18 protein-coding genes and 1 pseudogene are annotated in these 22,577 nt (G+C 54.6%); 9 read left to right on the top strand and 10 right to left on the bottom strand.

The window, feature by feature from the left end:
* Positions 1-173: 173 nt before the first annotated feature.
* The gene (locus ACN0RL_RS14985; protein WP_417518196.1) at positions 174-737 is read right to left on the bottom strand and encodes a nitroreductase; all 564 of its coding nucleotides are present in this window, start codon (positions 735-737) and stop codon (positions 174-176) included.
* A 152-nt stretch (positions 738-889) separates the two neighbouring features.
* Between ACN0RL_RS14985 and ACN0RL_RS14980 the strand changes: the two genes are divergently transcribed.
* Positions 890-2,335, top strand: a complete 1,446-nt coding sequence (locus tag ACN0RL_RS14980) for an adenylate/guanylate cyclase domain-containing protein (protein WP_417518194.1) — start codon at positions 890-892, stop codon at positions 2,333-2,335.
* Position 2,336: 1 nt separating this feature from the next.
* Here ACN0RL_RS14980 and queF read toward each other — a convergent pair whose 3' ends face one another.
* Genes queF through ACN0RL_RS14965 form a run of 3 tightly spaced genes read right to left on the bottom strand, consistent with a single transcriptional unit; the run spans position 2,337 to position 4,931 of the window.
* Complete coding sequence (queF, locus tag ACN0RL_RS14975) at positions 2,337-3,155, bottom strand: NADPH-dependent 7-cyano-7-deazaguanine reductase QueF (RefSeq protein WP_417518192.1); 819 nt, start codon at positions 3,153-3,155, stop codon at positions 2,337-2,339.
* Between the two features lie 55 nt (positions 3,156-3,210).
* Positions 3,211-3,984 carry an ABC transporter permease gene (locus tag ACN0RL_RS14970; RefSeq protein ID WP_417518190.1) on the bottom strand — a complete coding sequence of 258 codons (774 nt, stop codon included), beginning with the start codon at positions 3,982-3,984 and terminating at the stop codon, positions 3,211-3,213.
* The gene (locus ACN0RL_RS14965) at positions 3,981-4,931 is read right to left on the bottom strand and encodes an ABC transporter ATP-binding protein (protein WP_417518188.1); all 951 of its coding nucleotides are present in this window, start codon (positions 4,929-4,931) and stop codon (positions 3,981-3,983) included. The genes ACN0RL_RS14970 and ACN0RL_RS14965 overlap by 4 nt, the downstream gene beginning before the upstream one ends.
* Positions 4,932-5,180: 249 nt before the next feature.
* On the opposite strand from ACN0RL_RS14965, the gene ACN0RL_RS14960 reads away from it, so the two are divergent.
* On the top strand, positions 5,181-6,329 hold the full coding sequence (locus tag ACN0RL_RS14960) for an organic solvent ABC transporter permease (protein ID WP_417518186.1): 1,149 nt from the start codon (positions 5,181-5,183) through the stop codon (positions 6,327-6,329).
* Here ACN0RL_RS14960 and ACN0RL_RS14955 read toward each other — a convergent pair.
* Both ACN0RL_RS14955 and ACN0RL_RS14950 read right to left on the bottom strand, forming a co-directional pair.
* Positions 6,319-7,629, bottom strand: a complete 1,311-nt coding sequence (locus tag ACN0RL_RS14955; protein ID WP_417518184.1) for an HD-GYP domain-containing protein — start codon at positions 7,627-7,629, stop codon at positions 6,319-6,321. The genes ACN0RL_RS14960 and ACN0RL_RS14955 overlap by 11 nt on opposite strands.
* Positions 7,630-7,852: 223 nt before the next feature.
* A complete protein-coding gene (locus ACN0RL_RS14950) occupies positions 7,853-8,131 on the bottom strand; it encodes a PilZ domain-containing protein (protein ID WP_417518182.1) in 279 nt (92 codons plus the stop codon).
* Between the two features lie 228 nt (positions 8,132-8,359).
* On the opposite strand from ACN0RL_RS14950, the gene ACN0RL_RS14945 reads away from it, so the two are divergent.
* Together ACN0RL_RS14945 and ACN0RL_RS14940 are read left to right on the top strand one after the other, a co-directional pair.
* Positions 8,360-9,376 carry a Fe(3+) ABC transporter substrate-binding protein gene (locus tag ACN0RL_RS14945; protein ID WP_417518180.1) on the top strand — a complete coding sequence of 339 codons (1,017 nt, stop codon included), beginning with the start codon at positions 8,360-8,362 and terminating at the stop codon, positions 9,374-9,376.
* A 142-nt stretch (positions 9,377-9,518) separates the two neighbouring features.
* Positions 9,519-11,207 carry an ABC transporter permease gene (locus ACN0RL_RS14940; RefSeq protein WP_417518178.1) on the top strand — a complete coding sequence of 563 codons (1,689 nt, stop codon included), beginning with the start codon at positions 9,519-9,521 and terminating at the stop codon, positions 11,205-11,207.
* 14 nt (positions 11,208-11,221) lie between these two features.
* Here the strand turns inward: ACN0RL_RS14940 and ACN0RL_RS14935 are convergent, their stop codons facing one another.
* The gene (locus tag ACN0RL_RS14935) at positions 11,222-11,707 is read right to left on the bottom strand and encodes a thioesterase domain-containing protein (protein ID WP_417518176.1); all 486 of its coding nucleotides are present in this window, start codon (positions 11,705-11,707) and stop codon (positions 11,222-11,224) included.
* Positions 11,708-11,835: 128 nt separating this feature from the next.
* Positions 11,836-13,503, bottom strand: a complete 1,668-nt coding sequence (locus ACN0RL_RS14930; protein WP_417518174.1) for an AMP-binding protein — start codon at positions 13,501-13,503, stop codon at positions 11,836-11,838.
* Between the two features lie 239 nt (positions 13,504-13,742).
* On the opposite strand from ACN0RL_RS14930, the gene ACN0RL_RS14925 reads away from it, so the two are divergent.
* The 3 genes from ACN0RL_RS14925 (at position 13,743) to ACN0RL_RS14915 (ending at position 16,493) form a co-directional block, all read left to right on the top strand.
* Complete coding sequence (locus ACN0RL_RS14925) at positions 13,743-14,717, top strand: ABC transporter substrate-binding protein (RefSeq protein WP_417518172.1); 975 nt, start codon at positions 13,743-13,745, stop codon at positions 14,715-14,717.
* 69 nt (positions 14,718-14,786) lie between these two features.
* Positions 14,787-15,689: an ABC transporter permease gene (locus ACN0RL_RS14920; protein WP_417518170.1), complete on the top strand. Its 903-nt coding sequence runs from the start codon at positions 14,787-14,789 to the stop codon at positions 15,687-15,689.
* Between the two features lie 9 nt (positions 15,690-15,698).
* Positions 15,699-16,493, top strand: a complete 795-nt coding sequence (locus ACN0RL_RS14915) for an ABC transporter ATP-binding protein (RefSeq protein ID WP_417518168.1) — start codon at positions 15,699-15,701, stop codon at positions 16,491-16,493.
* 87 nt (positions 16,494-16,580) lie between these two features.
* Here the strand turns inward: ACN0RL_RS14915 and ltrA are convergent, their stop codons facing one another.
* Both ltrA and ACN0RL_RS14905 read right to left on the bottom strand, forming a co-directional pair.
* Positions 16,581-17,849, bottom strand: a complete 1,269-nt coding sequence (gene ltrA, locus ACN0RL_RS14910) for a group II intron reverse transcriptase/maturase (RefSeq protein WP_417518166.1) — start codon at positions 17,847-17,849, stop codon at positions 16,581-16,583.
* 779 nt (positions 17,850-18,628) lie between these two features.
* Positions 18,629-19,447 carry a DUF6160 family protein gene (locus tag ACN0RL_RS14905; protein WP_417518164.1) on the bottom strand — a complete coding sequence of 273 codons (819 nt, stop codon included), beginning with the start codon at positions 19,445-19,447 and terminating at the stop codon, positions 18,629-18,631.
* A gap of 617 nt (positions 19,448-20,064) precedes the next feature.
* On the opposite strand from ACN0RL_RS14905, the gene ACN0RL_RS14900 reads away from it, so the two are divergent.
* Positions 20,065-22,203: an adenosylcobalamin-dependent ribonucleoside-diphosphate reductase gene (locus ACN0RL_RS14900; RefSeq protein ID WP_417518162.1), complete on the top strand. Its 2,139-nt coding sequence runs from the start codon at positions 20,065-20,067 to the stop codon at positions 22,201-22,203.
* A gap of 28 nt (positions 22,204-22,231) precedes the next feature.
* Positions 22,232-22,577: pseudogene (locus tag ACN0RL_RS14895) on the top strand (NrdJb); the annotation flags it as partial.

Below are 22,577 nucleotides of genomic sequence, written 5' to 3'. Positions count from 1 at the left end.
TGGCAGTACTAAAGCAATGCTGATGCCAGATTTTGGAAGCCCTCTGAAATCGGTCCTTTCAGCGGGTTACAGGGGGGAATCGGGGTGAGAGTAAGATGAGCAGGAACGGCAAATCCAATGAAAGCGGCAAGCTGCTTCCCCCACCGGAATAGCGGGGGAAACATACTTGTTAACTACGCGGGCCAGCGCGCGACAAACTCAGCCAGCTCTGGCCTGGGAACTGCCGGCTTGGCGCACGATACAGAGCCGGTGTAGAGGAAGCCGATGATCGATTCCCCTTCTTCAAGGCCAAGCCCTTTGAGAACCACCGGGTTGTAGACCAGCTCTCCTGTGCGCCACATAACGCCAAAGCCCGCATCCTGCAACGCCAACCCGAGAAAACTCATGCCCGCGCCGGCTGAGAGTAGCTGTTCAACCTCGGGGATCTTTTGATGCTTTTTGGGTGACGCGATTCCGACAATAATCATCGGCGCACGTTGTGCTTTGTTCCGTATGATCTCCAGCTTCTTCTCATCGGTCTTGCCCCTCATATCGGAGTACCCGGCGGCAAGCAGCTCACCCAGGGCGTTAAGACCCTCACCTTCGATCACCAGATAACGCCAGGGGCGCAGCAAGGCATGGTCTGGTGCACGCGATGCGCAGGCGAACGCCCGGTCAAGCGTTGAAGCGTCGGGGCCCGGCGCTTCCAGCCGTGGCTCAGATGCCCGGTTGAGCAAAAAGTCAGTGACTGAACTCATATCAATAGTTTCCGCTAAATTAACGCTGGCCAGCTCACATTCAAACAAGACCAGTGAATTGTGGGTTCTACGTAATGCTGTTAACCTTTCGTCGTACTCGGCATAACACAAATAAAATTATACGGTTCCAGCGCCATGAGTGATCAGCGTACATGATGAGTGCTTCGGCAGATCTGCGCAATGCCAGCACCAGCGCAGGAAAATCTCTCGCTTCCGAGGCGTTGAACAGCCCGGTAGCTATCCCCCCAATGCCCGACTATAACGGGCGCCTGCTCGCCTACACGGCGACGGCTGCCATTATTGTTGTGGGGGTATTGCAAGGGGCGTTTCAGCAATGGCACCTTTGGTTGATTGGCGGCGCGCTGATCTGGCCACACATTGCGTACCTGCTCACCCGACGCACGTTTCTGAGAAACTCCCCCCGCATTCGGCAGAAAATGCTCACGGCGGATTGCGTTATTGGTGGTGGGTTTATAGGTTGCATCGGCCTGGTTGCCATACCGTCGGTCTCGGTAGCCTTGATGCTGATGTTCAGCGGCCTGATCATCGGTGGCATACGCCAATGGCTGATCGGCTCGGCTTTTATGGCCGCCACTATTCTGGTTTTCTTCCTGACCATCGGGCCCGCAGACTCGTTCCAGTCCCCGCTGCTCACCAGCATGCTGTCGATCTCGTTTACCGGTCTTTATATCTGCGTTACTGCGTTTTATTCGCACCAACAGGCGCGCGCTCTGATGCTGGCAAAAACGCAGATACAGAATCAGCGTGAACAATCCATCGCGCTGTCACACAAGCTTTCAAAATACCTTTCGCCTCAGGTCTGGCAGTCCATCTTCACCGGAGAACGAGACGTTCGCCTTGAAACCCAGCGCAAAAAACTCGCCGTGTTCTTCTCGGATATAAAAGGCTTTACCGAGCTTTCAGAGGAAATGGAACCCGAAGCACTCACAGAGCTTCTCAACCACTACTTTAACGGTATGGCCGAAGTAGCCTTGAGGTACGGCGGCACCATCGATAAATTTGTGGGTGACTCCATCATGGTTTTCTTCGGCGACCCCACCAGCCGCGGCCAGCGCGAAGATGCGTTTGCCTGTGTATCCATGGCCATTGATATGCGCAAACACATGAAGATCATGCGGCAGAAGTGGCGCAGCCAGGGTATAAAAACCCCGCTCGAGATCCGCATGGGCATCAGCACCGGCTACACAACCGTGGGTAATTTCGGGGCTGAAAACCGCATGGATTACACCATTATCGGCAAGGAGGTAAACCTAGCCAGCAGGCTGGAATCCCTTGCTGAGCCGGGGGAAATACTCGTTTCTTACGAAACCTTTTCACTGATCAAAGACCGGATCATGTGCCGCGACAAAGGCGAGATCACCGTAAAAGGCTTCGGTAAACCTGTGCCTATCTATGAGGTTGTAGACTTCCGCAGAGACATGGGCCCGAACCGGAGTTTTATGGAACACGAGCACAGTGGCTTTGCGATGTACCTGGATTCCGACAAGATCACCGAACGAGAGCGCCGGAGCATTCTCAGCGCTCTGGAAGATGCCGCGGACCGCCTGCGGCAAGAAGAAGACTCTGCCCGGGACTGATCTATTGACGAATCAGCCTTGGGCCAACCTGCTCCTGTGGCTCTGTACTGCGCCAGGGGTTTATATCAAGACCCCCACGGCGGGTGTATCGGGCACATACTGTCAGGCTCTGCGGTTTGCACCGGTTTAACAGATCGGTAAACAGTGTCTCTACGCAGTGCTCATGAAAATCCTGCTTCTGCCGAAAACTCACGATGTACCGCAACAACCCCGCACGATCGATGGCCGATCCGGTATAGCTGATCAGCACCGTTCCCCAATCCGGCTGGCCGGTCACCGGGCAGTTACTCTTCAGCAGGTGGGAGCATAGATGCTCAGTTACCACTGGCCCGGATGCTCTCAACGATTCCGGAGCATAGTCGTACACAACATCTTCAACCGGCTCGTTATCAATAAGCTCATAGCCTGACGGGCGCCCGACGGCCATATCGGAATCGTCGACACTCAGGAAGCGGACGTTTACCGCTGCGCCGCTGGCACTGGACAAGTCCGCCGTAATGGTTTCAACAACCTGATCGGCAGACGAGAACACCGTCTGGTTCAGGGAGTTCAGATACAGCTTGAGAGACTTGGATTCAATAATCGACGGCGCGGCGGCCGGAAACCGGATTTCGGCCCAGGCCAGGTCAGGAATGCCTCCCGGGCGAAGCCAGGATATTTCCCAGGCTTGCCAGAGATCGCCTCCGAACCAGGGCCAGCGCCCATCTTCCAGCCCGATACGGCGGCGATTCTCGGCCCGGGCGACCGGGAAAAGCAAAGCCGGATCATAACGGTCCGGGTAATCGCTGGTTTTGCCCAGCGGCGCATTATCAAGAGCCATAGAATTTCCTGAAAAATAGTCATGAATACAGGCCTGAAAAAAGATCGCCCCGAGATCAGTGGCGAATGCCTTTTCCCCGCGCCAGCAGTTTAAGCGCAACAAACGTAAGCGCGGCGATGAAAGCCAGAATCATACCAAGAGACACAAACGGGTTTACATCAGAAACACCGAGTATGCCGAACCGGAAGCCATTCACCATATACAGAATCGGGTTAACCATAGAAACGCCCTGCCAGAACTCCGGTAGCAGATCAATGCTGTAGAACACCCCGCCAAGATACGTCAGCGGCGTCAGAACGAAGGTGGGCACGATAGACACATCATCAAACTTGGTCGCCAGCAAGGCGTTGATAAAACCACCGACAGCAAACAGTGCAGAAGTCAGAAATACCGTTACCACAACCATCGGCAGGTTGTGAATCTGCAAGCGCGTAAACGCCAGTGACAACAGGGTTACGATAACCCCTATTCCGAGGCCGCGAGCCATACCCCCGGTCACATAGCCAGCCAGAATAACCCAGTTCGGCACCGGCGATACCAGCAGCTCCTCGACGCTTCGCTGGAATTTCATGGAGAAAAAAGACGACACCACGTTGGCGTATGAGCTGGTAATCACCGCCATCATGATGAGCCCGGGCACGATGAACGACATATAATCGAAACCGCCCATTTCACCGATTCTCGAGCCGATCAGATTTCCGAAAATAATAAAGTACAGCGTCATGGTGACAGCAGGCGGCAGCAGGGTCTGCGGCCAGATTCGGGTAAACCGGCGAATCTCTCTCAAAACAATCGTGATATACGCGGTGAACAGAGCATTTGCATTCATTTCCTGCCCTCCGTTACCGCTTCTGCAGCCGGTTCATTCTGTTCCACCATGCGGACGAACAACTCTTCCAGGCGGTTTGCTTTGGTGCGCATACTGACCACTTTGATTCCTTGCTGCTCCAGCTGAATGAAAACATCGTTGAGCGCCTGCCCTTTGTGGACATCCACTTCAAGCACGCCTTCGTCATCGAGCCGGCATGAAAAACCGTCAAGTTCCGGGGCGCGCTCCAGTGCGGTTTCCGCATCCAGCAGGAATGTTTCGAGGCTGAGCTGCTGCAGCAATTCCCGCTTGCTGGTGTTCCGGATAATACGGCCGTGATCAATAATGGCGATGTTCCGGCACAGGGCTTCCGCTTCTTCCAGATAGTGAGTGGTCAGAATAATAGTGGTGCCCTGCCGGTTCATTTCCTCAAGGAACAACCACATGGATCGCCTCAGCTCAATATCAACCCCCGCCGTAGGCTCATCCAGAATCAGCAGTTTCGGCTCATGCACCAGGGCACGGGCAATCATCAGCCTTCGCTTCATGCCACCAGACAGCATCCGGGCTGGCGTATTACGCTTGTCCCATAGCCCGAGTTTTTTCAGGTATTTCTCAGCAGAGACAGCCGCTTTTTTCAGGGGAATCCCATAATAACCGGCCTGAATGGTGACAATATCAAACACCTTCTCAAACTGGTTGAAGTTGAATTCCTGAGGCACAACGCCCAGGTGGAGCTTGGCATCCGATAGGCGGGTATCAATGTCGTAGCCGAACACCTTTACCTTGCCGGCGGACTTGGTCACCAGAGAACACACAATGCCCAGCGTAGTGGATTTGCCCGCGCCGTTCGGGCCCAACAAAGCAAAGAAATCACCTTGCGCCACTTGAAGGTCGATTCCCTTGAGAGCTTCGAACCCGCTGCCATAGGTTTTAGTGAGCCCCTCAATTTCCAGCGCATTGGTCATAACAGGTTCCGATTCGAAAAAGAGATAGTCAGAAGACCCTCATTTATTGAGGCTCCTGCGTTTATTTCAAGGCTTGAGTTCAGCCTTGCTTGAGTTCGGCCTTGAAGGTACCGGCAAATCTGCAAACTGCGACAGGTATCCCGATATAGCCCGGTATGGCTCCCTATAATGCGGTTACAACAACTTACAATCGGCCGTCCACAACCGTGCCGCTGGCCCGGCCCAAACACAGGGAAAGCACGACGAACCATGGCTGTCGCTCACCTCACTCGCCCATTACTGACTCTGCCCCATGCGCTTTTGATCACACTGTGTATCAGCCCGCTTCTTTCCGGATGCTTTGGTGGCGACAGTGGCGGCAGCAGCAGTGATACGAGCATCGGCAGAGTCAATGCTCTGGGCATAAGCGGAATATCCTATCAAACCGCCAGCCAGACCGGCAGAACGGATGCGAACGGACAGTTTGTATACTATCCGGGAGAAACGCTCGATCTCCGGGTTGGCAACCTGCTGATAGCTGAAGGCGTACCTGCTCAGGAATGGATAACACCACTGGAGTTCTTCCCGGATATCAGGGCGCAGCTTACGACCCCTTCTGTGGACGATGAGGGCCTCAGTACTCACACAATTACTGAACAACAACTCATCACCCGCATACCTCTGACCAACCTTACCCGCTTTCTCATCGCACTCAACTGGACCGAGAACGTTCAGGAAAATGAAGGCATCGATATCCGGAATCGCGTCATCCAGCAACTGAATGCAGCGCTTCCCAACCTCACAAGCCCGATCGACTTTGCCGTCAGCGAAGCGGAATTCAACGCAACCGGTAATCCGCCGTCGCCCGCGAACCAGCTACTCGCGGCCATCTGTTTCTACCCTGAAGGCGATGAGCTGTGCGAGCAGCCACCCACTGAAGAAGAGATCAACAATGCGCCGGAACGCCCGGAAGACGAAGACGACTGGGATCCAGACGTTGATTACAAACAGGATTTAAGCGCCAGAAGGCAGAGAATTCTTGAAGCTGTTCGTTCAATGGATGAGGTTGACGCTGAAGATGCCCGGCTTTATCTCACACGGGAACTGAATGCCATCTCGACCACTATTGGAAACCGATTTTACCTGGATAACCACATAGCCAGGCACCCGGCAAACGACACAGCTATAAAACAGGTGAACATACGGCGTATTCGCGGGGGACTTGACCTTGCAAACGTGGAGGCCATTACAACCCGTCCACAGGATGTTGTGCTGCACTCCTACAGCTGGCAAACGGCAGCAGTGGAGTACTACATAGCTGGACTCGCCGATGGCGAATCCGAAATCGTTATAAGCCTTCTGCCAGAAAATACTTATCGGTGGGTGCGAAAAAGCCTTAGAGTCGTTATTACCGACTGATCAGCCGGGAAAAGCTCCAACGCGATTCTGTGCCGGTCACATCGTAACCGGCGGGATCCAGGCCATCCGTTCCGTGGGCAAGGCACTCCTTGATGGCCAGAACTTCTGCCGCTGCACGGCTTTCATTGTACTTCGCAAGATCAACAACCTTGGCGGCTCTCAACGGCGTATGATAACGGTCAGTCATCACCATAACGCGCGGCCAAAGCCTGCGTGCGGCCGAGTGAGAAACAACAATACCACGCTGCCCGTCGGTCAATTCAACCAGACTACCAGTCGGATAAATGCCAATCGCCTGAATAAAGCTCTCGACCAGATCGCCCTGAAACTCGATGTTCCTCATATCGTATAGCAGCGTCACGGCTTTCGCCGGAGTCATCGGCTCAGCAAGACGCTCCCTCGGTTCGATAAGAGATTCGAAGAACTCCGCAAGCCCGGCTATTTTAGCCAACAGGGGGATCCTGTCTCCGCGCACGCCTTCCGGAAACCCCGAGCCGTTATGCCGCTCACGATGACCCTGCACCACACTCAGAACCGCACGTGACAGGCCGCTATCTTCGAGAATGGCCATACCTTTATCAACATAGGTACGGTAGAGCGCATATTCTTCCGGAACCAACTGCCCTTCCCGGCTAAGTAATTCGGCAGGCAATCTGGTTTTACCAACCTGAGATAATAAACAGCCCAGGCCAAGGTGATTCAGCAAACCCTCATTCAATCCCAGCTGGCGCCCGCAAACGAGTGCCCATACCGACGTATTCAGTGCATGCCGGTAAACATGATTATCATGCTGCCGAATGCGACTGAGCCACAGCAAAGCGTCTGGCTGGCGAATAACACTGCGTACCATTTTATTGATAACCGCAGCTACCGGCCGCAGATCTTTTATATTCTCAGTCGCAAAAGTCCTGTAAAGCCCCTCAAGCGCAACTCCAGCGTCTTCCAGCAAACTGCTCGACTCTTTCATTTCACGCTTCAGCGTGGTGACGGTCTGGTAGGTTACAGGCTCCCTTACGCTCAACGGAGGGAGATGCAGCTCGTCCCGCCCTTCACCCTTGCGCCGACTCTTCGTGCCGAAGGCGGGGCGCGTGATTTTGGCGAGCTCTACGGAATCCCGGGTTTCGGCAACATCTATGGATACCCACTTACAATGGGAGACCAATGCGCGGATATCATCCTGGGAACGGATGTGAAAACCCTGAATGGGGAAAGGCGTCTGATGCCACGGCCGATCGAGATCGGACACAAACATGCCAACCTCCAGATCATGTACCGCAATTTTTCTCTGACAGACGCCCACGCTTCACTCCTGAATACGCAATTTTGATGGTTACCATTTTTCTACGGTTGGCCGGAATAGTCCATTACATTTTGGTATTTCAAAGTAACGGCAACAAGACAATCCGTAACGATAACCTTCAGCCCGAAACAGTTTGTAGCAATGTGACAGACATCACAGGGCCACAGTAAACAGCATCACTCTGTATCAATCAGCATCGCACGCCGCGCGATGAAGATGCCTTTCAGTTAACACTCTCATCAAACTGCAGACCGAAGCCGTCAATGGTTTTTCGAACCACAACCATGCACAGCTCAGGCGCCGGCACAGGTAACCCCTGCACCTGAACCTTTACTTTGTCTCCCAGCTCGGGCGCAAATGGCTCTGCATCAACCACTATAAACACACCACCATCTGATATGTCCCGGGTCGAGAACAAAAACTCGCCCTGCTGTTCGTGGCTCACTTTTACTTTTGCACTCATCGCTGTGCGAAAGTGCTCTCTGCGGTCATCTGAAGCCATCGGCCAGGTTCCAACGCTTTTCTGCGATACCTCGCAGAGTATTGTATGTTGTTGCGAATAATACATTTTATAGTGCAATTTTAAGGATACCACCACTTTACAGCATGTATCTCCTAGGTGATATTGACTTGGCGCGTAATACAAATGAGAATGGTTGGCGTTTTAAGTCACCTGTGATCAATTCACTCGCAGGTGCAAACCCGATCAGAATCACTTAAGGATGGCACTATGCGCATGAAACTGGCTGCAACCGCGGCAATCGCTCTTACCGCTCTTCCCCTCGCTGCTTCCGCAGACGGCGACGTTAACATCTACTCCTACCGTCAGGCGTACCTTCTTGAGCCATTGTTGAATGCGTTTGAAAAAGAAACCGGCATCAAGAGCAATGTGGTATTTGCCAAGCAAGGCCTGGCTGAGCGCCTTGAGCGCGAAGGCCGAAACAGCCCTGCAGATATCGTGATGACCACCGACATCTCGCGTCTTAACGAACTGGTTGAGCGTGATCTGGTCCAGGGCGTCGACAACGATGTACTGGAGAAAAACGTTCCGGAAAACCTTCGTCATCCGGATGGCAAGTGGTTTGCTCTTACAACCCGCGCCCGCCTGATCTACACCTCCAAAGAGCGCGTTGAGGAAGGTGAAATCACAACCTACGAGCAGCTGGCCGACGACAAATGGGATAACCGCATCTGCACCCGCAGCGGCAAGCACCCGTATAACATCGCTCTGATCTCATCCATGATCGTCCATCACGGCGAAGCCGAGACAGAAACCTGGCTGAAAGGCCTCAAAGACAACCTCGCCCGCAAACCCCAGGGCGGCGATCGCGATCAGATCAAGGCGATTGCGGAAGGTGTGTGCGATGTTTCTATCGGCAACAGCTATTACTACGGCAACATGCTGGAGGATGAGAGCCAGCGCCCGGCAGCAGAAGCCGTTCGCCTTGTGTTCCCGAATGCCGATGGCCGCGGGACCCACATCAACATCAGTGGTATTTCCCTGACCAAAAGCGCCCCTAACCGGGACAACGCCATTAAGCTGATGGAATTCCTGTCATCGTCGGAAGCCCAGGGCATCTACGCTACAGCTAACACAGAGTACCCTGCTAACCCGAACGTCAAGCCCACCGGGCTGGTCGCGGAATGGGGTGCCATCCAGCCAGACAGCCTTTCATTGCAGGAAATTGCAGATCACCGCAACGAGGCAGTCAAACTCGTTGACCGTGTAGACTTCGACGGCGAATAAGTACCTCAGCGAGGGTGGCAATGCCGCCCTCGCTCACACCTTCAAACAACTTACGAATCAACCCCGCAAATGATTCCGGTCATTGCAGCGGCTATTTGAGCTGACTACAATCGTCACCCTTTAACTCAATAACAGGACCCCCATGAGCGAGGCTGCAACCAGCGTTAACCCCGGGCTTACCCAGCCCCTGCTGGCAAAGCGCACCTCACGCCGCTGGCTGATCAGCGCACTGCTCACTACAGCCATAGTGGCCCTGCCCGTTCTGTCCGTTATTTTTCTGGCCTTTTTCCCTGAAGAAAACATCTGGCCTCACCTGTTAGACACCACCTTGCCCCGCTACCTGGTCACCACCATCAAGCTCATGATCGGTGTCGGCATTATTACTCTGGCAATCGGTCTGTCGACGGCCTGGGCAGTGACCATGTGCGAGTTTCCCGGCCGCAAGTTCTTTGAGTGGGCCATGCTGCTGCCTTTCGCTGTGCCGGCTTATGTAATTGCCTATGTATATACCAGCCTTCTGGATTATGCCGGCCCCGTTCAGGGCGCCCTGCGAGACTGGTTTGGCTGGGCCAACGCTTCCGATTACTGGTTCCCCGAGATACGCAGCCTGGAGGGCGCCACGCTGATGATCGGTCTGGTGCTCTATCCTTATGTTTATCTTCTTGCTCGTGCCGCATTCCTGGAGCAGTCACCTTCCCTGTTTGCAGTCAGCCGCAGCCTTGGCCACTCAGCGCTGAGCACCTTTTTCAAAGTGGTTCTGCCCATTGCCCGCCCTGCCGTTGCCGTTGGCCTGTCGCTGGTGCTTATGGAAACGCTGAACGACTTTGGCACGGTCGATTTCTTTGCCGTACAAACCCTCACCGCCGGCCTGTTCGATACATGGATGAACCTCGGTAACCTGGGTGGCGCGGCACAGATAGCCACAACCATGCTCATATTTGTTGTTATTCTGGTCACACTTGAGCGCTATTCCCGGCGGCGCCAGCAACAGTTCGCCGCCAGAGACAACCGCGATCCGATCCGCCGCTTTACCATGTCGTTCCCACGCCAACTGATCTGCGTTGCCGTTTGTGCGGTGCCGGTGGTGTTTGGTTTTGTTATCCCCGGCATCACACTGGGCGTTTACGCCTGGGAATATTTTGACGAGAGCTGGAACCCGGACTTTGTGCGCAACACCCTCAACAGCCTGTTTCTCTCAGGAACAGCGGCACTGACCACTCTGTTAATCGGCATCACCCTCGCGTACAGCCGCAGGCTGCACAACACTCGCGGCATGCAAGTGCTCATGCGCCTCTCAAGCCTGGGTTACGCCATGCCAGGTGCCGTGCTTGCAGTCGGTGTTATTGTACCTCTCGCCGGGTTTGATAACTGGCTCGATAGCCTGATGCGAGAGTTCTTTGGCGTGAGCACCGGCCTGTTGCTCAGTGGCTCGGCATTTGCCATCGTGTTTGCCTACACGGTGAGGTTTCTGGCCGTGTCTGCCGGAAGCGTAGAAAGCGCGCTGCAGAAGATTACCCCAAGCATGGATATGGCTTCCCGCTCATTGGGCAACAGCCCCGGCAAAACATTGGTGAAGGTGCACCTCCCCATGCTTCGCGGAACCCTGATTACTGCTGCACTGGTGGTTTTCGTGGACTGTATGAAGGAGCTGCCGGCCACACTGATACTCCGGCCGTTCAACTTTGAAACCCTGGCTACCTACGTGTACCAGTTTGCCTCTGATGAACGCCTGTATCACAGCGCCTTGCCGGCTCTTATTATTGTGTTGGCCGGAATCATACCGATCATCCTGATGAGCCGGTCAATATCCAACACCCGTTCTATAGCCTGACAGGCGCCTCAAAACTAAGGCATCATCCTTGAACGGGCATCCTGAACCACAAACCGGCCCTGAAACACAGCAACCGGATCGCCTTGCGGTATAGTGTTGGGCGTTCCGCAGAACACCTCAGTGGTCAAATCCAGTCGGCCTTTGCCGTGCTTCGCCAGGCTCTTTCTGAAGCGCTCAGGAATTTCATCCCCCGGGAGCCGGCAGATCGCGTAAAAATCCGAGCTCACCGGGTCAAGATAATCAATGCTGCCGGTCTGCACTACTACCTTGCCCTTAAGACCAAGATCGGCAAGTGCAAGCTCCGTGACCCCCCAGGCCGCCGTTACAGCAACCGAGTAAACACTGCCACCAAAGCCAGTGCCTTGATGATTTCGGTTGGGCTCAAGCGGCGCACTCACCAGCAGGGCACTGCCGTCCCACGAGTGCAATTTAATTCCCAGCGCGCGGGAAAGAGGAATTTCCTCATGGATGCGCCGCTGAAATGCCGAAAGCTGAGTCATAAACTCCTCCTGATATAAACTAATTCTAGGCGCGCTACCCGCTTTCCCCAATGCGACTAACGTCGGCTCTGAAACGAACCAGGCCCGGCGAAGCCGGGCCTGGTCTGAACACAAAATCAGAATATGTGTTACTGCCAGATCACCTTCTGGCGCCTTGCATACCACTCATTCACCTTGTTCTCGTAGGCGTCTTCCACCACGTTACGCTTCAGCTTCATCGTCGGAGTCAGAAAACTGTTCTCGATCGACCACTCATCACTGACGATTGTCACAAAGGCCAGCTGCTCGTGGGGGTCTACTGTCTTGTTCACGTTAACCACAAGCTCAGCGAAACTCGCCTCAAGTTCCTTACGAAAGTTCTCATCTGCCACTTTGGGCCGAATTCCCTCAGCCAGCTGAATGATGGCAAAAGGCTGAGTCTGGTTAGCCCCGGAAACACAGACCATCTCAATCGACTGATGCGCCATCAGGCGGTTTTCAATCGGCGCGGGTGCAATGTACTTGCCCTTGCTGGTTTTGAAAATCTCTTTCATCCGGCCCGTAATCTTCAGGCGGCCGAGTTCATCAATTTCGCCTTTATCGCCGGTTTTCAGGAAGCCATCTTCGGTAAAGGTTTCCCGGGTTTTTTCTTCATCCTTGTAATAACCCACCATGGTGGCCGGGCTCTTGATCAGGATCTCGCCCTCAGGGCTGATTTTCGTTTCCACACCCGGCATGGACTCGCCCACATAACCGGTACGGGAGCGCCCTGGCTTGTTGATGTGAGAATAGGCAAAGTTCTCTGACATGCCATAGCCTTCAAGCAACTCCAGGCCAAGGTTGCGATACCAGTCCAGTACATCGCCCGCAAGCGGCGCAGAACCGCTACCGGCCAGTTTGGCTTTATCCAGCCCAAGTCCTTTGAGAATTTTCTTCTTGATCAGGCCGCTCACCACCGGAATTTTCAGCAGTGTATTCAGCTTCTTCTGCGGCAGCTTATGAAGAACGCCCTGCTGAAACTTGACCCACAGCCTGGGCACCGAGAGGAACAGCGTTGGCTGTGCACGCTTCATGTCCTCAACAAACGTATCGAGGGATTCCGCGAAGAAGACATGGAAGCCTGCATACAATGAAGCCAGCTCAACAAATGTACGCTCGAATACATGGGCCAGCGGCAGATAGGACAGCATGCGCTCATTGGAGCCCACCTGCAGAACCTCCATACCACCTTCAGCCGCGAAAGCCATATTCCGGAAGCTGAGCATGACGCCTTTCGGCTTACCGGTACTGCCTGAGGTATAAACAATCGTCGCCAGCTCGTCCGCATCGCGGTGAACTTTTTCTTCCAGCGGAGGAAACTTGGCAACAATATCGTCCCAGGTTTCAAAATCGTTGGGCGGGCTGAGCGGGAAGGAAATGCAACGAACAGATTCCGGCACTCCGGGCTTCATCATGTCCCAGTCGTCCAGTTTGCCCACGAACAGAACCTCACACTCGGCGTGATTCAACACGTAATTGACTGTGTCGGCATTCAGCGTGGGGTATAGCGGCACGGACACATGCCCGGCCATCCATATAGCCCAGTCAGTCATGATCCACTGGGCGCAGTTTTTAGAGATCAGGCCAATCCGGCTTTTTTCAGGGAGATTAAGTGACTTGATATATGAAGCCACGCGGCGGGCTTCATCAACTGCCCTGCTCCACGTGTAATCCACCACTTTGCCCCCACCGATGGGCTGGGTCATATACAGGGCGTTGGCCTTGGCGCTCTCCCAGTGATAAACCATGTCCAGTGGAAGCTTGATTGTTGTGTCCATGGATATTCCTTGCTTTCGTTATTTGAGTTATGCATACATTATTTAGACTTTAGTAGTGTATTTCAACATATTATGGCCATCGAAAGCGTGACTCAGGCCAGCCGCCCAGAAACTCCCCCCGCGAGAATACCCGGCAGGCCAACTTCACGTTAACATGCGCTACCACCAAGGTGGCGCTGCTGTGATAAACTCTCGCACCTTATTACCGTAACCACCGCAACAGACCTCGGAGATGGCATATGGCCAAGCAAACCCTGCGCGCCCTGTTGGGCGCGTCATTAATGGCACTGGCAAGTCTTTCACAGGCTGCAGAGCCACGCGTTGTCGCCATTACGCAGATTGTGGAACACCCGGCGCTGGATGCCGTCTACCAGGGCGTAAAAGACGAGCTCGCAGAACGGGGCTATACAGAAGGTGACAACCTGACGGTCATGCACGAGAGCGCTCAGGGGAATTCCGCCATCGCATCCCAGATTGCCCGCAAGTTTATCGGTGATAACCCCGACGTGATCGTGGCCATCGCAACACCTTCTGCACAAACCGTTGCAGCTGCAGCCCGCAATATCCCAGTAGTGTTTGCTGCCGTAACCGATCCGGTTGGCGCAAAACTGGTCAACGATGCCGAGGCACCGGGCGCAAACATTACCGGTGTAAGCGATATGCTGCCCATCGACAAACACCTGGACATGCTGTTGCGCATGGTTCCGGATGCCAAGCGCATTGGCACTGTTTACAATCCCGGTGAAGCCAATGCAGTATCGCTGATTGAATTGCTTGATGAACGCCTGCAAGCCCGTGGCCTGACACTGGTTAAAGGTGCAGCCACCAAAACCTCAGAAGTTCTTGGCGCAGCTCGCTCGCTCGTGGGTAAAGTTGATGCTATTTACCTGACAACCGACAACACCGTCATCAGTGCTGCAGAAGCGGTCATTTCCGTAGGTGAGCGTGCAAAAATCCCGGTATTTGCAGCCGACACGGCAACAGTTGATCGTGGCGCCGTTGCCGCACTGGGCTTTGACTATTACGATCATGGCCGCCAGGCCGGTGTCATGGTTGCACGCATCCTTGAAGGTGAGAAACCGGGCGACATGCCGGTAGAAACCATGGAAAAGCTTGATCTGTTTGTTAACCCGGAAGCCGGCGAACGCATGGGCATCACTATTGCTGATGATGTAATCGCCGAAGCTGAAGAAGTGGTCAAGAGCGACAAGTAACGCCATACCTATACGGGCGGCCTCTATATATGGAGCCCGCCCGTTTTTATTTTACGGTGAATCTCCCCCATGCTCAGTAACATTGCATTCTACGGCGCACTTGAGACAGGCCTTATTTACGGTCTGGTTGCGTTCGGCATCTATCTGTCTTTTCGCGTACTCGACTTCCCCGACCTGACCGTTGACGGCAGTTTTCCCCTCGGCGCTGCCGTTGCCGCCGTACTCATCATCGAAGGCTGGAATCCATGGCTGGCAACCGGCTGTGCAGTGCTAGCCGGCATGGCCGCTGGTGCGGTAACCGCCATTCTTAACGTTAAGCTGAACATTCTTAACCTGCTGGCCTCCATCCTCACAATGATCGCCCTGTATTCCGTGAACCTCCGGGTTATGGGCCGGCCAAACATTGCCCTGCTGGGCGAGGACACCGTACTCACACCCTGGTACTCACTGGGCCTTGAATATCATCAAGTGCCGGTGTTGCTATTCGTGATTGTGATCTTCATAGCCCTGATACTGCTCTGGCGCTTTATGAAATCTGAAACCGGCCTCGCCATGCGCGCAACCGGGGCCAACGCACGAATGGCTCGTGCCCAGGGCATTGCCACCGGCACCATGATCATTCTCGGTGTCGCCGTATCAAATGGCCTGGTTGGCCTTGCCGGCGCACTGTTTGCACAGAGCCAGGGTGCAGCCGATGTCACCATGGGGGTTGGCGTTATTGTTATCGGTCTCGCCTCGCTGATTGGCGGTGAAGCCGTGATCACACCGTCAACGGTTGTGCGCGCCCTGATCGCCTGCGTAGTTGGTGCCATTATTTATCGACTGGCCATCGCCTTTGCCCTTAACGCCGATTTTCTTGGCCTGCAGGCGCAGGACCTGAACCTGATAACCGCCGTACTGGTTACCCTGGCGATTGTATTGCCCGGTATCCGCAGTTCCCTAGTCAGTAAATTCACCCGCAAAAGAGCCTGAGGAGGCATTATGATCAGCGCAACCGATCTGCGGCTTACCTTTGGCAAAGGCACACCGCTGGAAAACCCCGCTCTTCGGGGCATGAGCCTTACGGTTAATCAGGGAGAGTTTGTTACCGTGATTGGTAGTAACGGTGCCGGCAAGTCCACATTCCTGAACGCCCTAGCGGGTGAAGTAATCGTTGATAGCGGCACCATTGTTGTCGATAACCTCAACGTAACGAAGCTGCCCACCCACAAACGTGCGGGCCGTGTGGCACGGGTGTTTCAGGACCCGCTAGCGGGCACCTGCGAAGGCCTGAGTATTGAGGAAAACCTGTCGCTCGCCATCAAACGCGGCCAGCGCCGCAGCCTGGGTACAGCCGTAAAAAAACAGTATATGGAACAGTTCCGGGAAAGCCTTTCTTCCCTGAACCTCGGGCTAGAAAACCGGCTTGGCGACAAAATGGGCCTGCTCTCCGGCGGGCAACGCCAGGCAGTCAGTTTGCTAATGGCGAGCCTGACCCCCTCCTCCATTCTGCTGCTCGATGAGCACACCGCAGCATTGGACCCCAAAACTGCCGCTTTTGTGCTGGAGCTCACCACCAAAATTATCGAGGAGCAGAAACTGACGGCTCTGATGGTTACCCACAGCATGAAACAGGCGCTGGAAGTTGGCAGTCGTACCGTTATGCTGCACCAGGGCGAGGTGGTATTCGATATTCAAGGCAAAGACCGCGAAGGCCTGGAAGTGAAAGATCTTCTGGAGCTGTTTGAAACCCAGCGCGGGCTTTCCGTGGATGACGACAGCCTGCTTCTCGGCTAACATCGAGTAGGGTGAGGCGTTACCGCCTCAGCCCTCTCACAGAACCGCACATACGGGCCACGTATACGGCTCATGTAAACGCCTATCCTACAGTACCGGGACACAGAGCCCCATTCTTTGGCGGGTCAGATCGACCAGTCCCAGTTCATCGTGCAACCAACGGTTGGGTATCGCGTAGCTGGCCAGTGGGCTTTGCGCATTATGCCAGCTTTTCATCCGGATCGATTTGAACGGCGGTTTGTAACCCAGCTGTTTCAATCGCCGGTGCAGGCGGGTTGGCTTTTTCCACTGCTTGAGCTGTAGACAGCGCAAGCGCCGTCTTAGCCAGCCCATCAACTGCTTGATCACCCGTGTGCCGTTTGCCACCCGGAAGTAGTTCATAAACCCACGCAGTATCGGGTTAAGCCGTCGAATCACCTCCGACAAGCCCCCCCCGGTGTTGCGGCGGGTGAACTCTTTGAGCTTGGCTTTCAGTCCCCGCAGCTTCGCATCCTGTATGCGTGTGAAGCGCGTATGGATCACCACACCCAGGAAGGCAACCCCCTCACGACTGTGCGCGAGGTGCGTCTTGCGGCGGTTGACTGTCAGTTTCAGTTCATCTTCCAGGTACGCGGTCGCCACCTTCAGCGCATTGTGAGCCGCAGGCTTTGATCCACACAGGATCAGGATGTCGTCTGCGTAGCGGACGATCCGGTGCCCCCGGCGTTTCATGTGCTGATCGAAGGCATCCAGAGTGACGTTGGCAACCAGTGGGCTGATTACCCCGCCTTGCGGACTCCCGTTTGGGGTGGCTTCGTACTGGTGTCCGACCATCACACCACTGCGCAGGAACTGCCGGAGCAGCCCCAGCACGCTCCCATCCGTTACCTTCCGCCGGAACTGGCGGAGGATGAGATCGTGATCCAGTGTATCGAAGCACTTGGACAGATCCATATCCACCACCCATTGGCGGTGATAGCGACGGATGAACAGTTGGGCTTTGGCAATGGCGTGGTGGGCGCTTCGGCCCGGTCGGTAACCGTAGCTAGACGGGTGGAAATCCCCATCGTAGATCGGTTCCAGTATCGCGCGCACGGCTTGTTGCACGACTCGGTCCCGAACCGTCGGGATGCCCAGTAATCGCTCACCGCCATCCGCTTTGGGAATGGTGACGCGGCGTACCGGTTGCGCCTGATAGCGCTTTTCCTTCAGCTCGGTGAGCAGGCACGACAGCTCCGTCTTCAAGTTGGCTTCAAACGCACTCAGGTTCTGCCCATCGATTCCGGCCGCACCTTTGTTGCGTTTCACCTGCCTGAAGGCATCGTACAAGGCTTGCTTCGAGAGCAAGCGACTGTAAAGGCTGTAATAGGTCCTCATGCCTGCCGCTCTGTGTGGGCGTATCACCAGAGGCCTTGTTCAGGGCTGGGATCTTCAGTTCGTGTTCAGCGGGGTGCTAGCGCTTTGGCAATCTACCGCCCAACACGGGCTTACTCCCGGATACAGACCAGAGGGCAACCTCACCGTTCCCGGCAGGCACTGGCTCTGCGCCCCCACCTCGTCAGGTGGCTTGTGCATCAACCCATTCCAACGCTCTCAGGGTCAACAACCCTTGTTGCGTTTACTTCCGCCCTTCGCTAACCGCATCGGCTTACGCCTCGGCGGTTACCCCAAAACCTCCGCTTGGGGTCGTTCCGGTTTTCTCCTCCACACGGTTACCCGCTTTCTCAGGCCGGAACTTCATCACTACTACGGCGTCATCTGCCACCTCGCCCCCACATCGACCTTGGCTTTCACCTTGGCGCCATGCGCCCTGAAATCAGGGACTGGGGTCAGGCTTCCCCGGTTACTGCACCGGCTCCCTACAAGATAGGCCATCCTCAAACACGTCCTGCTGCTGACCGAGTATCGGGCTTCGCGCTATTTTGCACGCTCACCGCCAACAGACCGCCGAATCAGGTTCGCTTTCGCTACGTCCATCTTGCTTCCTATGGCTTCCTTCAGACCCCGCCGTTGGCCAGCGACGCCCTTGCCAGTCGGATTGTCTTCCCCTCGGTCGGGGTGACGCCACCTTCTTTCAGGTGACCGGGTTTGCCGGCTTCGCCGGGCAAACGAAAAAGCGGGAGCCTGGCTCCCGCTTTTTTTCACTACAACAACTTTTAGTGACCGTAGATACGCATTGCGGTATCCGTAATAGCCAGATCGTCCACAAAAATACTGCCAATCGACTGCTGGCCAACAATCAGCTCATCTACGCCGATGTCTGCCCGGAACGAAGGCATATCAATCGCCAGAGACGACCAGCCGTTAGAGAACCGGGCACCTTCATAAATATAGAGATCCACCTCCGCAAACAAATCCAGTGGGCTCGGGAAAGTTCGGTCGTAATCAGCACCGGTAACCTGCATGCCGCGAACGCCAATCCCCAGGAATGGCACATCGAACTGCATGGTCTCTATCGCAAACGCCGTTCGAAAGCGCATAACGTCAGATCCCGTATCGATGTGAACCGAACCACGCCCCATCAAGCCTTCTGCAAAAAAGTTGTCAATCAGATCAGTGTAATTATTACTTCCATCGGTAGCCGCCAGATACCAGGCACCTGTGGTAATCCGGAAATCCACCGCAGCAAAGTTTGTGGGCACAATGTTGATGGCAGCATCGCCATCACTGAGCACATCAATATCAATGCGAATGTTATCCAGGCGGTCATTGGCGGAGGGCCCGCCAATTCCGTTAAATCCGAAGAAGTTCGTTCTCTCAGCACCCCCGATACTGATGTTCTCTACGGCCAGGGCGCCTTCGTCTATATAGAGAAAACGACCAATATCGATCTTTGTTTCAAGTTCGATGCTCACACCTGCCTGCCCTGTGATATTACCCATCACAAAATCATCCAGGCGTTGTATCTCTGCCATGGCTGCAGGTGGCCCCCCCGCAACACACAGCGCCAGCAATGTAGGTTTCAGGCCTTTCATTGTTATTTTCCTTGTTATCGTTGTTATCACATCCTGTGGGCCACTACGGTATTCGACGCCACACCCCTACGCTAACGACACGTGTACTGCAAATACGTGCAGAAGTCACAAATCATATGGCCCTGCTGACAAAAGGCCCTCTCTGCCTAGTATCTGTGTATTTTTTGACCACAACATGTAGTAATTCCCGGCTTTTCAGGCCAAGCGCCGGATTTACCAGAGTTTTCCGTCTTGCAAGCCATCTCCCATTGATTTTCTTTGCGAGAAGCAGCTTATCAATAGTTCCACTTAAATTCACAAAACACTATATCCTGTTATACTCTTCAAAAATAAGCCCATATATAGGGCCAAAGACTTCATAGCTCACCTGCGACGACGCAGGTGCAAGAGCGCACAGAGCCGCGCAGGCAGCCATAACCAGGGTGTGATCAGAGAGTAATCACCGGGCAAAAAGCTTTTTCCCGGCTTTACACGTGCACTATATATAGTGGTTGCACGTATAGCTGGAAAGGCAAGAGTGCCTGCGCAGGTTTTGCAACGTTTTACAGGGATATGGCACCGCCGATTGAAGGGTGCCATCGACAGACAACAGACATACTTGAAGATTGAGGGTGGCAATGAACGCTAAGGCAGAGGCAGTGGTTACATCGATTCCGATGCAGGAAACTTCGCTTGATATCTGGAACAGCAAATATCAGCTCAAAACCAAAACAGGCGAAGCCGTAGACAAGGACATCAACGCCACGTATCACCGCGTTGCCGTTGCCCTGTCACAGGTCGAAAACAAAGATGTGCGCGCCGAGCACATGAAGAATTTTGCCTGGGCACTCAAGAACGGCGCCATTCCTGCCGGCCGGATTACCTCCAACGCCGGTGCCGAAGCGCACAAGCCTGCAACCTCTACCATAAACTGCACCGTGTCCGGTTCCGTTCAGGATTCCATGAACGACATCCTGGAGAAAAACCACGAAGCGGGCCTCACCCTCAAGGCTGGCTGTGGTATCGGTTATGAGTTCTCTACCCTGCGCCCCAAAGGTGCCTACGTAGCCGGCGCAGGTGCAACCACATCGGGCCCGCTGTCGTTCATGGATATCTTCGACCGCATGTGCTTTACCGTGTCTTCTGCCGGTGGTCGCCGCGGTGCCCAGATGGCGACGTTTGATGTTCACCACCCGGATATTATCGATTTTATCCAGGCCAAGCGTGAAGACGGCCGCCTGCGCCAGTTCAACCTGTCCTTGCTGATCACCGAAGACTTCATTGAAGCTGTTCGTAACGATAGCGACTGGAGCCTCTCCTTCCCGGTTACCCAGAAGGAAGTTGAAGAAGAAGGCCTGAAGCTCGAAGACCCCAGCCAGTTCGTATATCGCGACTTCCCGATACTGGACGGCTATGTGGTAAACGACGAAGGCAAGGTGGCGTGCCGTATCTACCGCACCCTGAAAGCCCAGTTCATCTGGGACACCATCATGACCTCTACCTACGATTACGCAGAGCCCGGCTTCATCCTGATCGACAAGGTCAATCAGATGAACAACAACTGGTTCTGTGAAGACATCCGCGCCACTAACCCCTGTGGCGAGCAGCCCCTGCCCCCTTACGGCAGCTGCCTGCTGGGCTCTGTGAATCTGACCAAGTTTGTGGACTACCCGTTCACTGATAAAGCCAGCTTCAACTATGAGAAGTACCGCAAGGTTGTGGGCATCTTCACCCGCATGCTGGACAACGTAGTAGAAATCAACGGCCTGCCCCTGGCCGAACAGCGCCACGAAATTACCTACAAGCGCCGCCACGGCATGGGCATCCTGGGCCTGGGCTCAACCCTCGCCATGCTGCGCATGCCATACGGTTCTTCTGAATCTGTGCAGTTCACCGAAGACGTTGTACGTGAAATGGCCGTAGAAGGCTGGCGCCAGTCGCTGTCCCTGGCAGAAGAGAAAGGCGTTGCGCCAATCATGGACGACGACTTTGAAATTACCCCGAAAATGATGGGTAAAAACCCACAGCTGGCCAAAGATGGCCACAAAATCGGCGACAAGCTGAAAGGCCGCGTACTGCACGCCAAGTACAGCCGCTACATGCAGGAAATTGCCAAGGTTGAGCCAGAGCTGGTTGAACAGTTGGCTGAGAAAGGTGGCCGTTTTACCCACCACACCTCCATTGCACCAACCGGCACTATCAGCCTGTCACTGGCCAACAACGCCAGTAACGGCATTGAGCCAAGCTTCTCGCACCATTACGCCCGTAACGTAATCCGCGAAGGCCGCAAGACCAAAGAAAAAGTCGACGTGTTCTCCTTCGAACTGCTGGCCTATCGCCACCTGGTTAACCCCGGTGCCATGCCCTTCTCAGACGAAGAAGACAAAAAATTGCCCAGCTACTTCACCACCTCGGATGACGTAAGCCCGGCACAGCACGTAGATATTCAGGCTGCCGCGCAGAAGTGGGTAGACTCCTCGATTTCCAAAACCGCGAACGTACCAACCGACTTCGCCTATCAGGATTTCAAGAACATTTACCTGTATGCCTACGACATGGGCCTGAAAGGCTGCACCACCTTCCGCTTTAACCCGGAAGCCTTCCAGGGCGTGCTGGTAAAAGAAACAGACCTTGAAAACACCCTCTACGAGTTCACCCTCGACGACGGCAGCAAAGTGGAGCTGAAAGGCAACGAACAGGTAGAGTACGATGGCGAGATGCACACCGCTGCCAACCTGTTTGACGCGCTCAAAGAAGGCACCTACGGAAAGTATTGATCCGGAACACCGACACAGGACAAGAGACATGACAGTTAAAATCAGCAATAAAATCGTCGGCTACCGGGTAAAGAAAGCCGACAAAGATGCCCCCAGCGAACAGCCGGTGGCACAGCCGGAATCTTCATTGGTAAAGATGAACGAATACATCGAGCGGCCCGAGTTTCTGGTAGGCACCACCTACAAGATCAAGCCGCCAGTGGCCGAGCACGCGATGTACATCACCATCAACGACATCATCCTGAACGAAGACACAGACCACGAAAGCCGGCAGCCGTACGAAGTGTTCATCAACTCCAAATCCATGGAACACTTCCAGTGGGTAATCGCCCTCACCCGCGTAATCTCTGCGGTATTCCGCAAAGGCGGCGACC

The organism is Marinobacter sp., assembly GCF_048259445.1.
In the GTDB taxonomy this organism is placed as follows: Bacteria; Pseudomonadota; Gammaproteobacteria; order Pseudomonadales; family Oleiphilaceae; genus Marinobacter.
Note: the sequence above shows the minus strand (reverse complement) of the source record. Positions and strands in the feature narration are given on the sequence as shown.